The 14227-nt window shown below is 33.5% G+C and carries 14 protein-coding genes and 1 other annotated feature; all 14 genes read right to left on the bottom strand.

Annotated elements, in window-relative coordinates:
* Window positions 1-135: 135 nt before the first annotated feature.
* The 14 genes from B2S90_RS06820 to htpG all read right to left on the bottom strand — a co-directional run bounded on the left by B2S90_RS06820 (window position 136) and on the right by htpG (window position 14049).
* Complete coding sequence (locus B2S90_RS06820; RefSeq protein ID WP_286696770.1) at window positions 136-2352, bottom strand: RelA/SpoT family protein; 2217 nt, start codon at window positions 2350-2352, stop codon at window positions 136-138.
* Between the two features lie 175 nt (window positions 2353-2527).
* Complete coding sequence (locus B2S90_RS06825) at window positions 2528-3040, bottom strand: adenine phosphoribosyltransferase (protein WP_040389871.1); 513 nt, start codon at window positions 3038-3040, stop codon at window positions 2528-2530.
* Between the two features lie 91 nt (window positions 3041-3131).
* A complete protein-coding gene (gene recJ, locus B2S90_RS06830; protein WP_278779283.1) occupies window positions 3132-4745 on the bottom strand; it encodes a single-stranded-DNA-specific exonuclease RecJ in 1614 nt (537 codons plus the stop codon).
* A 116-nt stretch (window positions 4746-4861) separates the two neighbouring features.
* Complete coding sequence (locus B2S90_RS06835) at window positions 4862-5149, bottom strand: post-transcriptional regulator (protein WP_006505709.1); 288 nt, start codon at window positions 5147-5149, stop codon at window positions 4862-4864.
* Window positions 5150-5212: 63 nt separating this feature from the next.
* The gene (locus B2S90_RS06840; protein WP_147556444.1) at window positions 5213-6028 is read right to left on the bottom strand and encodes a metal ABC transporter permease; all 816 of its coding nucleotides are present in this window, start codon (window positions 6026-6028) and stop codon (window positions 5213-5215) included.
* Entirely contained in the window at window positions 6028-6678 is a 651-nt protein-coding gene (locus B2S90_RS06845; protein WP_055233795.1) for a metal ABC transporter ATP-binding protein, read from the bottom strand. Before B2S90_RS06845 ends, B2S90_RS06840 begins: the two co-directional genes overlap by 1 nt.
* Entirely contained in the window at window positions 6675-7610 is a 936-nt protein-coding gene (locus tag B2S90_RS06850; protein WP_278860539.1) for a metal ABC transporter substrate-binding protein, read from the bottom strand. Before B2S90_RS06850 ends, B2S90_RS06845 begins: the two co-directional genes overlap by 4 nt.
* Window positions 7603-8013: a Fur family transcriptional regulator gene (locus tag B2S90_RS06855; protein WP_040389869.1), complete on the bottom strand. Its 411-nt coding sequence runs from the start codon at window positions 8011-8013 to the stop codon at window positions 7603-7605. The genes B2S90_RS06850 and B2S90_RS06855 overlap by 8 nt, the downstream gene beginning before the upstream one ends.
* A 102-nt stretch (window positions 8014-8115) precedes the next feature.
* Complete coding sequence (locus B2S90_RS06860; protein ID WP_055233793.1) at window positions 8116-9234, bottom strand: aminotransferase class I/II-fold pyridoxal phosphate-dependent enzyme; 1119 nt, start codon at window positions 9232-9234, stop codon at window positions 8116-8118.
* Window positions 9235-9255: 21 nt separating this feature from the next.
* On the bottom strand, window positions 9256-9981 hold the full coding sequence (locus B2S90_RS06865; protein ID WP_055233796.1) for an amino acid ABC transporter ATP-binding protein: 726 nt from the start codon (window positions 9979-9981) through the stop codon (window positions 9256-9258).
* Window positions 9982-9988: 7 nt separating this feature from the next.
* Window positions 9989-10672 carry an amino acid ABC transporter permease gene (locus B2S90_RS06870; protein WP_055233792.1) on the bottom strand — a complete coding sequence of 228 codons (684 nt, stop codon included), beginning with the start codon at window positions 10670-10672 and terminating at the stop codon, window positions 9989-9991.
* Window positions 10673-10742: 70 nt separating this feature from the next.
* Window positions 10743-11486, bottom strand: coding sequence for a transporter substrate-binding domain-containing protein (locus tag B2S90_RS06875; RefSeq protein WP_055233791.1), 744 nt, complete (start codon window positions 11484-11486; stop codon window positions 10743-10745).
* A gap of 53 nt (window positions 11487-11539) precedes the next feature.
* Window positions 11540-11743 (bottom strand) — a binding site (T-box leader).
* Window positions 11744-11868: 125 nt separating this feature from the next.
* The gene (locus B2S90_RS06880; protein ID WP_055288707.1) at window positions 11869-12111 is read right to left on the bottom strand and encodes a hypothetical protein; all 243 of its coding nucleotides are present in this window, start codon (window positions 12109-12111) and stop codon (window positions 11869-11871) included.
* Between the two features lie 42 nt (window positions 12112-12153).
* Window positions 12154-14049, bottom strand: coding sequence for a molecular chaperone HtpG (gene htpG, locus B2S90_RS06885; protein ID WP_055288706.1), 1896 nt, complete (start codon window positions 14047-14049; stop codon window positions 12154-12156).
* Between the last annotated feature and the right edge of the window lie 178 nt (window positions 14050-14227).

Here is a 14227-nt window from a genome sequence, read left to right on the forward strand (position 1 = left end):
ATAATCAATCTCCCTGATGTTTAGTTTATACTATTTTGATTCATTATTCAATACTTTGATTTTATTAATCTCAATTGTAAATTGTAAAAATTATTTGGTTTTCATCCCATAGGTAAGCCTATGAGTTTTTCGCCACTAATGAATAACACGGCGAATTTCTGCAACACCTTGTACTTTATTCATGTTATCAATTGTATTCTGTAAGATTTCTGCATTTTCTACAGATAATGTTAAACGAATATGGGCATCTAAATCCATAATATTCGCATTGATCTTAAGAATATTCACTTTCACCTGACTTAAGCAAGTTACAATATCACTTAATAAATTAGGACGGTCTAGTCCAACGACTTCCAGATCCACATTAAAGCGCTTCTGTTCAATATTAGGATAATCCCAATAAACATCAATCAAACGTCCTTTTGCGACACTCTTGACGTTTGGGCAATCCGCGCGATGAATCTTGATTCCCTGTCCTTTAGATACGAAACCAACAATCTTATCACCAGGAATAGGATTACAACATTTAGATAACTGCATCTTTAATCCATCTACACCAGTGACTGCCACACCAATACTCTTTTCATGTTTCTTATTTAATTCCTGAATATTGTTATTGTGACGAAGAATCTGTGACAAATTATCAAAGAAACCTCTTTTTTGCGGAGCCACCTTATCTAGAAGTGTAGAAGCAGTCGCATGCTTCTTACCTAATGCGAAAAGTACATCATCAAATGTATTGGCACCAAATGAGCCAAGATATGTTCTATAAGTATCTGGACTCATATAAGTCTTCTCATCAAGCTGTCTTGCCCTGATTTCATCCCTAAGAAGTCTTCTTCCTTCTTCAATAATCTGTTTTTTATTTTCTTCTTCATGTTTTGTGATATATTGACGAATCTTATTACGAGCGCCCGCTGTTCTTACAAACTTCAGCCAGCCTTCACTTGGACCAGAATTCTTATTGGTCTTGATTTCTACGATATCACCTGTTTTTAATTTGGTATCAAAAGGAACCATAACACCATTCACAATTGCTCCAACCGCATGATGTCCAACTTCTGTATGAACACGATAAGCAAAGTCAATCGGTGTAGACCCATTCGGTAATTCCACAATACGACCTGCAGGTGTTAAAGCATAAACATTGGCTTCAAAGATATCACGCTGTAACGTATTATAAAAATCTTTAGCCTCATTATCCTTCATTTCATCACTTACAGTAATGAACTCACTCATCCACTGAAGCTTTTCTCCAATTTCCTTCTGTTCCTGTTTCGCATTATACTTCTTACCTTCTTTATAACGCCAATGAGATGCAACCCCTCTTTCAGCGAGTTCGTCCATCTCTTCAGTACGAATCTGGATTTCAAATACATAGCCCTTTTCACCAATAACAGATGTATGTAATGACTGATACATATTAGGCTTAGGCATGGCAATATAATCCTTAAAACGTCCAGGAATCGCACGATACTTTTCATGCATGATACCTAATACTTCATAACATTCATTCTTAGTTTCTACAATAATACGCAAAGCATTTAAATCATAGATTTCATCAAAACGCTTATGCTTATAAACCATCTTTTTATAGATAGAATAAATATGCTTTGCACGACCCTTAATACGATATTTGATATTTGTGCCTTCAAGATTCTTTTCCACTGACTTAATCATTGCATCAACTGAATCTTTTCTTTCACTCTTCTTCTTATCAAGGAGCGCAGCAATTTCTTTATAGGCTTTTGGATCAAGATAAAATAAACATAAATCTTCTAATTCTACTCGAATATCATTAATACCTAAACGATGCGCTATTGGCGCATAGACTTCTAATGTTTCTCTAGAAATACGCTGCTGCTTTTCAGGGCTCATATATTGAAGCGTACGCATATTATGAAGTCTATCAGCTAATTTAATCAAGATAACACGAATATCCTTAGCCATCGCAATATAGATTTTACGATGATTTTCAGCATGGAAATCACTTTCTTCCATATAAGGCATCTTAGTAATCTTTGTAACACCTTCTACAAGTGTAGTGACTTCTTCACCAAATTTTTCAATCATTTCTTCTCGAGGTACATCACAATCTTCCATGACATCATGAAGTAATCCAGCAGCGATAGTGATTGGTCCAGTCTGTAATGTTGCAAGAATATAAGCAACCCAGATCAAATGAATTGTATAGGGTTCACCACTTTTTCTTTTCTGTTCCTTGTGCTTCACCATGATAAAATCATAAGCTTTCTGGATCAGAGCCAAGCTTTCTTCTTTTGTGATATATGTCTTAACAAGAGCAAGGACGTCGTCGTAACTCATTGGGTCCCCTGCGCCTTTATATTTCATAATAACACCCCCTCATATATTATCTCAATTATAACATAGTTCACTCACAACAAAAAGAGACTAAGAATGGAATGATACAAATATCACTTCACTAATTCTGATATTTCCTATTTATTTGTGTTAATCAGAAATATAAATTCATTTAAATAAAAAACTCCAAAAAAGGAGTTTTCCATTAGTATTTAACCTGAGAATAAATATTGTATTTACTTAATTTTTCAGTTGCTTTTAATTCTTCTAGTTCAATAACAAATTCCATACCAACAACTTCTCCACCCATTTCTTCAATAAGTGCAGCAGCTGCTTCTACAGTTCCACCAGTAGCAAGTAAATCATCGACAATCAAAACTTTCATACCTGGCTTGATGCTGTCTTTATGCATGAAGATTTCATTTGATCCATATTCTAGATCATACTTCTTGCTTACTGTTTCTCTTGGTAATTTTCCTGGCTTTCTGATTGGTACAAAACCACATCCTAATTCTAAAGCCACTGGACATCCAAAGATGAATCCTCTTGATTCAGGTCCAACAACGATGTCAGCACCTAAATCCTTTGCATGTGCTGCTAAATCATCAATACAAGCTTTGAATGCATCCTTGTCTTCTAATAAAGGTGTTACATCTCTAAAGATAATTCCTTCTTTTGGAAATCCTGGAATAGATGCAATATGCTGTTTAAAATCCATAACGAATCCTCCTATACAATACATTATTATATCATCACAAAACGATGAATACAGTATAAATTCAAAAATAAATCCTTACAGATTATATGAATTATAAGATTTCTTCTACAATAAAGTTAATTGACTTATTTCCTCTAAAAACATTGATAGATAAAGTACCCACCAAAGTCATAGACTCTTTATGTACAACTTCCTCATACTTCTGCCCTTTATTAAAAGCAAGGGCAGAAACCTGTTCATCTCCTAAATGGAATTTCAAATGTTTACCTTCAGACAAACGGTCTACTCTACTACACGTAACATCTTCCATAATAAAGAGTGGTTCTTTATTTTCTTCACCATAAGGAGCGAGTAAACTTAAAGTTTCTACATTATGAATTGTCGTATCATCAAGAGTAATAGGAATCACTGATTCACTCACTTCAAAATGACAGTCCTGTAAATCATTGACAAGAGCATCATAGACTAAAGGATAGTTTGACTTTGTGATAGTGAAACCACCTGCCATCGCATGACCACCATATTGTACAAAGAGATCTTCATGATGCTTAAAGAAATCATAGATGTTAAAACCATCAATTCCTCTCGCACTCCCCTTATATATTTCTTTTTTAGAATCATAATGCATGACAAATGCAGGCTGTTCATATTCTCTGGCATACTTACCAGCTACAAGTCCCACTAATCCTTCATGCATATCTTCTGATCCATAGAATAAGCAAGGTGAGGTAGTATCAGTCACTGCTTCCTTATATAAGGAAGTCGTCATGGATTGTCTCTTAGAATTCACTTTAGATGCATAATTTGATACCTTTTCTAAGTAGGCAGGATTTGTTCCTTTTAAAAAGTACTTTACTAAGCATACCGGATTTACGAGTTCAGGTAAACGGCCAAAGGCATTAATACGAGGTGCTATTGTAAAACCAACGGTTGTCACATCATAGTCTCTACTTCCTTTTAACAGTTCTAATGCAGGGTATTTATATTGTTTCATGAATTGTAAGCCACGTTTTACCAAGCTTCTATTTTCATCCAATAATGGCATCATATCAGATAGAGTTGTAATAGCTGCTAAAGTAAACAAATAGGGATCATGATGTTTTAAAAGAGCTGCTGCAAGCTTATAAGCTATAAAGCCACCACATATTTCTTTAAAAGGATAACGAGGTGACATCTTTGTATGAATAATAGAATAAGCTACAGGTACTTCAGCATCAAATGCATGATGATCAGTTATAATCACATCAATACCAAGTTCTCCTGCTTTTTCTACTGCATCAAATGCCTTGATTCCATTATCTACAGTAATAATCAAAGAATAGCCCTTCTCTGCCATCTGTTCTACGCGAGTTATATTAAGGCCATAACCATCTGTAAAGCGATTTGGAATATGATAGCCTACTTCTACACCTCGTTCATGAAAAGCCTGTACAAGAATAGCTGTCGCAAGAATACCATCACAATCATAATCTCCATAAATGCAGATTTTTTCTTTATTCTCTATTGCCTCTTCAATACGCTCGAGTGTTTCGTCAGATTCTTCAAACAAAGAGAAATCATGATATATAAGATGAGGATCCATAAAGGCTTCAAATTGTTTTTGATCTATTTTTTTACTTTCTATTACTTTAGCCATTAAAGAATTGACACCATATTTTTGCATAATTTCTTCTGTATGGCTTAATTGTATTGTTTTATATTTCATAAATAACCTCTTTAAAATTAACTACCTTACTATATTAATAAATATAGGCATAAAAGTCAAAATAAGTGTTCTAATCAAAAAGTGGCTGTTAAGCCACCTTTATTTGAAATAATGAGTTATTTCATGATCAGACTTTGAAAGTCTGCTAAGTTTTTAGTTTCTGCTTCCTTAATGACTTTAGCTTGTAGATATTCAAAAATTGTTGAGAACTGCAAAGACATAATATCATCAATCATATCACAAAAAGAAAGAGATACTTTATTTCTCCATGTGACATTTCTTAGATAATCTTCAATATCTTGTGCAACAATCTTTTCTACGCCATCCCTCTGAAATTCATAAGCTTTAGAACGAAGGATAAATACAACTTCATCAGGAAGCGGCTTTGATAAATCGATTTCCATATTCTTACGCTCCCACGAGTAAACATTATATAAGAATTATAAGATAATGAAAAGACTTAATTACTATTTTGTACTGACATTATGTATTAGCTGTGTAATACATAAAACAACTAAATTCACAATGACAATAGAAGCACCTGTTGGAGCTGCATAGAGATAAGAAATAGATAAACCAATAATAAAACAAATAGAAGAAAGGATGGCAGAAGAAATTACTACATGTTTGAAATCCTTGCAGAAATACATGGATGTAAGACAGGGGAAGATTGTCAAACTTGAAATAAGTAATGCGCCCATCATACGCATACCAAGTACAATTGTCAATGAGCAAAGTATCGCAATAATGATGTTGTAGAATTCTACGTTAATACCTGTACTTTTCGCAAAATCTTCATCAAAAGTCAAAGCAAACATCTTGTGATAAGAGAAGACATAGAGTATTAATACAACCAAAGACAATACAATACTAATTATCATATCCTGATTATTGAGTGAGAGGATACTACCAAATAAGTAATTATTGATATCTGTATTGACACCACTTGTGAGTGAGATAGCCATGATTCCAATGGCAAGTGAACTAGATGATAAAACTGCAATAGCACCATCACCATGAATATGATGATTGTTGTTGAGTTTAAGAATAGCCACTGCCGCAATAATTGCGACTGGCACAGCTAAATAAAGTGGTGCTACGCCAAGTACTGTTGCAATCGCAAAGCTACCAAAAGAAACATGGGATAACCCATCACTAATCATCGCATTCTTTCTTAATACAAGATTTACACCGAGCATTGCTGCACATAATGAAATGAGTAAACCGACAATAAATGCACGAATAATAAATGTATAGTTAAACATATGGAGTAATGTACTCATTATTTTACTTCCTCCATTCTATAATTATCTTTATCTAGATGAAGAATTTTATTACCAATGACTTCATGTGAGGCTAAATCATGAGTAATCATAATAATAGTGAGACCTTTTTGATGAAGTTCTTTTAAGACAGCATAAAACTCTTCTTTAGAATCATAGTCTAAATTATTAGAAGGTTCATCTAGAACAAGGCATTCTCTTGTTGCGCAGAGGGCTCTTGCAAGTAGGACCTTCTGTCTTTGTCCTCCTGATAATTCTCCAAAAGAACTGTTTTTTAAATTCTCTATATGTAGTGTCTTTAAACATTCTACAGCCAGTTTCTTCTCTTTGTTGTTAAAGAATGGTCGATAACCAACTCTATTTAATGCTCCAGATAATACTATTTCATATACAGAGGCAGGAAAGTGGCGATCTACCTTAGTTTCCTGAGGCATATAACCTATTTCTCTTTCATTCATATAATATGTGATCTGTCCTGCCATAGGTTTGATAAGACCAAGCAGTCCCTTAATAAGGGTACTTTTACCTGCACCATTTTGTCCTAATACTGTAATAAAATCACCTTGTTGTATATCAAAAGATAAATCATTAATCACTTCTTGATTGTCATAACCTAGATGTAAATGATCCACTTTTATAAGTGTCTTCATTGAAGTGCCTCCTTTACTGCCTTTACGTTTTTACGCATAATTGAAACATATGTTTCACCATTATTAAAATCTTCTGCACTCACATTATGCATGCTTTGAATAGTGAGTACTTTTGTACCTGTTTCTTCAGAAATAGTACGTGCTATCTGTCCATTGGATAATTCAATTTTAAATATAGCAGGATTGTGATCCTTCTTGACCTTATCGATGAGGTATGAAATTGTTGCAGCACTTGGTTCGGTCTGTTCAGAACATCCTGGAAATGCTGCACTATATGTAAGACCATATTCTTTCGCAAAATAGAGCAAAGGAAAACGATCTCCTACAACTATGTCTTTTCTTTTCGCATTTTTAACTACTTGTTTAAACGAATAATCAACAGACGCAATCTGTTCAATATAGTTTTCAGTATTCTTATTAAACTTTGAAGCATGATTTTTGTCCAAAGCACACATTCTTTTATTTAATCCTTCGACAATCTCCATTGTATTTTTAGGACTTGTCCAGACATGTTCATCATATTCTTCTTCATGTTCATCATGTTCTTCATGTTTTTCTTCTTCCATCCCTTCAACATGTTCTTCAAGCTTAAGATTTGAAACAAGATCAAGCATCTTTACAATTCTTTTTGGATTCATATCTGCAAGCAGGCTACCCACCCAATCATCTGATTCTCCTCCTACATAAAAGAATAAATCACTCTCTTTAATAGCAACCATATCCTGTGGTGTTGGTTCATAGGAATGAGAATCCATTCCTGGTTTAATAAGCATCTTTATAGAGATATCTGGATCATTTTTAGTAATTGCACGAACAAAATCATAACAAGGAAAATTAGTGACAACGATATTAAAAGATTGCCCTTTAGTCGGCGTTGTACAGCCTGTCATCAATAATAAAGAGAGAATCAATAAACCAATCCTTTTAAGCATGAGTAGTCTCCCTGCAATCTTTACATAATCCTACAATTGTAGAATCCTTACAATCAATCTCAAAGCCGTGATCTTCTAGTAAATGAGTACGAATGATATCCATCAAATCACATTCTAAATGAGTTATTTTCCCACATTTCTTGCATAATAAATGAAGATGATGATTGCACTTTTCTTCTCTGGCATATTGATAATACACACTGTCTTCATCTGAAAGTGTATGCTTCTGCAATAATCCCTGCTGTGATAATTTATCTAAATTACGATAAACTGTCACAAGATTCACATTTAATCCTTTATCAACTAATGCTTGATAGATATCCTTAGCACATAAACGATGATCTTCATTCTGTTTCATATAGTCAATAATAACATCTTTATATTTAGTACGATATTGTTTCATTGAATACCTCCGATGCAAATGATTTGCATATTGTATTATAATGATTCTCATATCTATGTCAATGAATATGCAAATCATTTGCATATAATAAAAAAGAAGCAATTAATCTGCTTCTTTAATATGCGAATGAATCCAGGAAGAAAATGTTTCTAATCCTTCCTTGATTATTTTTGAATCTGAAGTAAAACCAAAACGTAAATGATACTCCTTATTAAATGCCATACCTGGCACAAAGAATACACCTGTGTCATTCTGTAATTTCTCACATACTTCTTTTGAGGGCATATCAAATAAATAATGTAAGAAACATACAGTACCATCTTCTGGTATGACACATTCAACAAGGTCTTCTTTTTCAAGCCATTCTTTTAATATTCTCTTGTTTTCAGCAATGATATGTCTGCTTCTATCAAGTATTAAATCCTTATTTTCTAATACGACAGTAGCCAAATAATCATTCCATGGACCCGTAGATATTATTGTATAATCTCTTCTAAAATTGATTTCATCAATGAGTTCTTTAGGTCCCTTGATCCATCCTAATCTAAGACCTGCAAAAGAGTAGACTTTAGATAAAGAGGCTGTCGCAATACCTAATTCATACATATCAGAAATACTATCACATAGAGTATTATTCATACCACGGTAGATTTCATCCACAAGAATATAGATAGAATGACTTCCTGCAAGCTCAATTAACTCTTCCATCAAAGATTGTCTAATTACAGTACCCGTAGGATTATTTGGACTATTTAATATAAACATTTTTGTTTCAGGCTTAATAAGTTTCTTAAAATCTTCTATGACAGGTTCCCAGTTATTGTCTTCGTCAAGTTCTATTAAATCATAATCACACCCTAAAGATGCTGGATAAGAATAGAACTGCTCATAGGAAGGTGTTAATGCAATGACATGGTCTCCTTTATTGAGTAAAGTATCCATTACATGTTCATTAGCATTAATCGCCCCATGAGCGACTGCAATATTATCTCTTGTTCCTGTCTTATATAAAGAAAGAATCGCATCCTTTAAAGAATCAGAGCCTGTAATAGGTCCATAATCCATACGCATATGCATAAGATCTCCCATAAGATCTTTTTGAATCAGAGATTCTAATTCATGAATGGACATGTCTGATACACATGTATCGGCTAAATTGTATTGACAATTTTGTTCATGGTTCGTCATCCATGTTTCTACATCAAATTCCTTTAAATACACGTCTTCTTTCTCCTTTATTTATTAATGCATAACCTTAGATAAGAAATCTTTCGCTCTTTCACTTTCTGGATGAGAGAAGAAAGTTTCTGAATCATTTTCTTCTACGATTTTTCCGTTTTCTAAGAATATAACACGATCTGCAACAGTTCTAGCAAATCCCATTTCATGAGTAACGACCATCATAGTCATACCCTGTTTAGCAAGATCCTGCATAACTTCTAAGACTTCAATAACCATTTCTGGGTCTAATGCACTTGTAGGTTCATCAAATAACATCACTTCTGGATTTAGACAAAGAGATCTTGCAATAGCCACTCTCTGTTTCTGACCACCAGACAATTTATTAGGATAAGTATCCTTCTTATCTTCAAGACCTACTTTCTGCAAGTACTTTATAGCTACAGCATTAGCTTCTTCTTCAGTCATACCCATAACCTTTAATGGTGCTAAAGTAAGATTTTCTAATACAGTCATATTAGGGAATAAGTTGAAATGCTGGAATACAAATCCCATCTTTCCTCTAAGTTTAGTATATTGAGGTGTTCCTTCTTTTAAAAGTTCACCATCGATATAGATAGAACCTGCCTCAGGCTTTTCTAAATGGTCAATACATCTTAATACTGTACTCTTACCACTACCTGAAGGTCCAATAAGGCAGACAATTTCCCCCTTCTTTAATGTAAGAGAAACATCATCTACAGCTTTTAATTTACCAAATGTTTTTGTAATGTGATCCACCTGGATCATAATATCGTTAGTCACTGACAGCTAATCTCCCTTCTACATATCTTGCAATAGCTGAAATACAAAGTGTCATTACTAAATAAATAGCACCTGTTGCAGTTAAAGGTACAAGATAGTTAAATGTATTGGCACCAATAACACTTGCAGTGGCAAGTAATTCTACTGCACCAATTGTGAAAATAAGTGATGAATCCTTAATTAATGTAATAAATTCACTAATTAGAGGTGGAATAATACGTTTAAATGCCTGTGGTAAGATAACATAACGCATGGTCTGAACATAGTTTAACCCAATTGTTTCACATGCTTCCCACTGACCTTTATCAACCCCTAAAATACCGGATCTAATTAATTCTACCTGATAAGCACCACTGTTTAAGCTCATAGCAATTAAACCACATACATATGGATCAGCCTGGAATCTTTGTCCTGTAATAGACTGAACAACAGTAGGTACTGCAAGATATAAGAACATGATCTGTAATAACATCGGCGTACCACGGAAGATTTCTACATAAACATTACCGATTGCTCTTAATACAAAATGTTTAGAAAGTTTTAAAGCCGCTCCAATAATTCCAAGAATAACACCAAAGAACAAAGCCCCCATTGCAAGCAATAGAGAATACTTTGCGCCAGTGAAAATCATGAATTGAATATTAGAGAGCGTAAGAATATCCATAATTGTTTTCATTCGCATTAACTCCTTAATAATAAAAAATTAAGTGCAGACAGAACATGTCTGCACTTATATATTTAATAAATTAGCAACCCCATTTAGTTTTTAATTCATTGTATTTGTCAGACTTAACAAATTCATCAACAGCTTTGTTTACGTCTTTCATTAACTTGTCGTTACCCTTTTTAGTGATGATCATGTTTTCTTCTTTGATTAATGGTTCATCAATCATCTTTAAACCAGCATTCTTAGCATAGTTTTCAGCAACAGCACCATCAAGAACAACAGCATCTAATCCACCAGATTTTAAAGTTTCAACTAAGATCTTAGCATCTTTAACAGTTGTAACAGTAGCACCTTTAATGCTCTTAGCAGCATCTACACCAGTAGCACCTAACTGAGCACCAACCTTCTTACCTTCAAGATCAGATACTTTTGAGAAAGGAGAATCACCCTTTACTAAAGCAATCTGTTCAGAAGTGTTATATGCATGAGACCAAAGAATGTTTTTCCATTCTTTATGATAAGTGAAACCAGAAATACCTAAATCAACCTGATCAGAAGTGATTGAAGATGAAATAGCATCAAAACTTAAAGGTTTAAATTTGTAAGAATAGTTTCCACCATTCTTATTCATGATCTTAACTAATTCTTTAGTCATATCAACGTCAAATCCAACTACTTCTTTCTTATTGTTATAAGATTCATATGGTGGATAGTCTGGAGATACTCCAATTAATAATTCAGTTTTACCATTAGATGATGATCCACAACCAGTCATTCCAACAGCAAGTAACATAACTAATACTACGCTTAATAATTTTTTCATAAATATGCCCTTCCTTTTTTAATATTAAGAAAACAAAAACGCCTCTTGCTTTCGCAAGAGACGTCAATTAACGCGGTACCACTCTTCTTGATTTATTCCTAAATCCTCTCTTATCCTTAAGGCGGAACACCGATGACCCTATGTATTCAGACCATCCTCTCAAAAGTGCGGTTCATTCAACTTTCCATGCTGACCTCTCACCTACGCCAGCTCGCTGCAATTTCCAGTTAAACTACTCTCTTTGTCATTGAGTTTTCTTTGTATGTGTCTTATTATAACCAGACGATTTTAATTGTCAACAAGAAAAATGATATTTTTCATATTTTTATGTAAAATCTATATTTTCTATATATATTTATGTTATTCGTAAACTTTAGATGATTTATTTCATAAAAGAGTGTATTTTATGAAAAACTTTATAAGTAAAATCAATTGGTTTTTCATATTGAGACAAGATCATCTGGATGTTTTCTAAATCTTCATCCTTCCCTTTTAGTGCTTCAATCCATTTTAATGATGCATCATGAAACTGGTCAATCATTGTATAAGCATAAATCAATTTATAAGAAACAAATATTAATAACCCACTCGCACATAAACAAAGAGCAGATAAGAATAATTTCATAAAAATCCCTCTTTTCTGCTCTCATTATATCAAATCAAATTGTTATTTAGAAGCCTCAATCATAAGCTTTGTGATCTTATTAGAGAAATCTACAGGATCATCAATAGAGAATCCAGCAATAAGTAAAGCCTGATCAAATAGGATAGATGCATATTCATCAATCTTTACAGGTTCTTTTTCATAAACAGACTGTAATGATTTAAATAAATCGTGATCCGGGTTAATTTCAAGAATTCTTCCTGCTTTGATACCCTGTGCATCTGGCATCTGGTTTAATACCTTTTCCATTTCAAATGAAACGCCATCACCACTTGCTAGACATACTGGATGAGATTTTAAACGATGAGATAATTTAACATCTTGTACCTTATCACCTAAAGCCTTCTTAACGATTTCTAGTAACGGCTTGTTATCTTCAGTCTTCTGTTCAAGTTCTTTCTTTTCATCTTCTGTTTCTAAGTCTAAATCACCTTGAGTGACATTCTTGAATGTCTTAGAATCATAGTCTCTCATCATCTGTAAGCAGAATTCATCCACATTATCAGTCATATAAAGAACATCATAGCCTTTAGACTTAACTGCTTCTACTTGTGGTAATAAATCACATTTTTCTACTGTTTCACCAGAAGCATAATAGATTTCCTTCTGATCTTCAGGCATAGCTTCTACATATTCCTTTAATGTAATAAGTTCTTTCTTATCAGAAGAATAGAACATCAATAAATCCTGAAGTTTATCTTTCAACATGCCATAACTGTTATAAATACCAAACTTCAACTGCATACCGAAGTTTTTAAAGAATGTTATATATTCATCACGGTCATTCTTAAGCATCTTTTCAAGTTCAGTCTGGATACGTTTTTCAATCTTATTTGCAATAACCTTCATCTTTCTATCGTGCTGTAACATTTCACGAGAGATATTTAAGTTTAAATCCTGTGAATCAACAAGACCCTTTACAAATCTGAAATGTTCAGGGACTAGGTCTTCTGCATGATCCATGATGAAGACACCACGAGAATAAAGCTGTAAGCCTTTCTTATAATCCTGTGAATAGTAATTCATAGGTGTTTTAGATGGGATAAATAGTAATGATGTATAAGAAACAGCACCTTCTACAACATTATGCATGACTCTCTGAGGAGCTTCAAAATCATTGAATTTAGCCTTATAGAATTCATCATATTCTTCTTTTGTGATATCTTTCTTCTGACGTTTCCATAAAGGAACCTGTGAGTTTAAAGTCTTGTTTTCTACAACATCTTCATATTCATCACTGTCTTCCTTCTTTCTAGAAGTAGTTACATCCATCTTGATTGGGTAATGAACGTAGTCTGAATATTTCTTAACAAGTCTTTCAATTTCATACTGATCGAGATACTTACTATAATCTTCTTCCTCTGTATCCTTCTTTAAGTGGAGAATGATTGTAGTACCATGTTCTGCCTTTTCTACTTCTTCAACAGTATAGCCATCACTTGTATCACTCTTCCATAAATAAGCTTTATCTTCACCATATTTCTTAGAATAAACTTCTACTTCATCAGCCACCATGAAGGCACTATAGAAACCTACACCAAACTGACCAATGATATCAACGTCGCTTACACCTTTTTCTAAGGCATTCTTGAACTCATAAGAACCAGAATTTGCGATAGTACCTAAATGTTCTTCTAGTTCTTCCTTAGTCATACCGATACCTTCATCAGCAATTGTAAGGGTTCTATTTTCTTTATCAACAATGAGGTTGATAGCCATATCTTCTCTTGAGAAACTTGTAATATTTTCTTGTAATGCTTTATAGTAAAGTTTATCACTTGCATCACTTGCATTTGAAATCAATTCTCTCAAGAAGATTTCCTTATGAGTATAAATAGAATTAATCATTAAATCGAGAAGTCTTTTAGACTCTGCTTTAAATTCTTTCTTATCTGACATTTTTATACGCTGCCACTCAAAATGTGATTAAACATACTCACATCGAGATAATGTAAGTTCTCACAAACATTACTTACTATGTCATCGTGCATGCTTTGGATTGACCAAAATCATATCTACTCACAAGTTCTAGTGCACTCCATAGTCTTAAATTCCCGAAATAGCCTTCGGTACATAC

This window comes from Catenibacterium sp. UBA627 (assembly GCF_002299355.1).
GTDB lineage: Bacteria > Bacillota_I > Bacilli_A > Erysipelotrichales > Coprobacillaceae > Catenibacterium > Catenibacterium mitsuoka.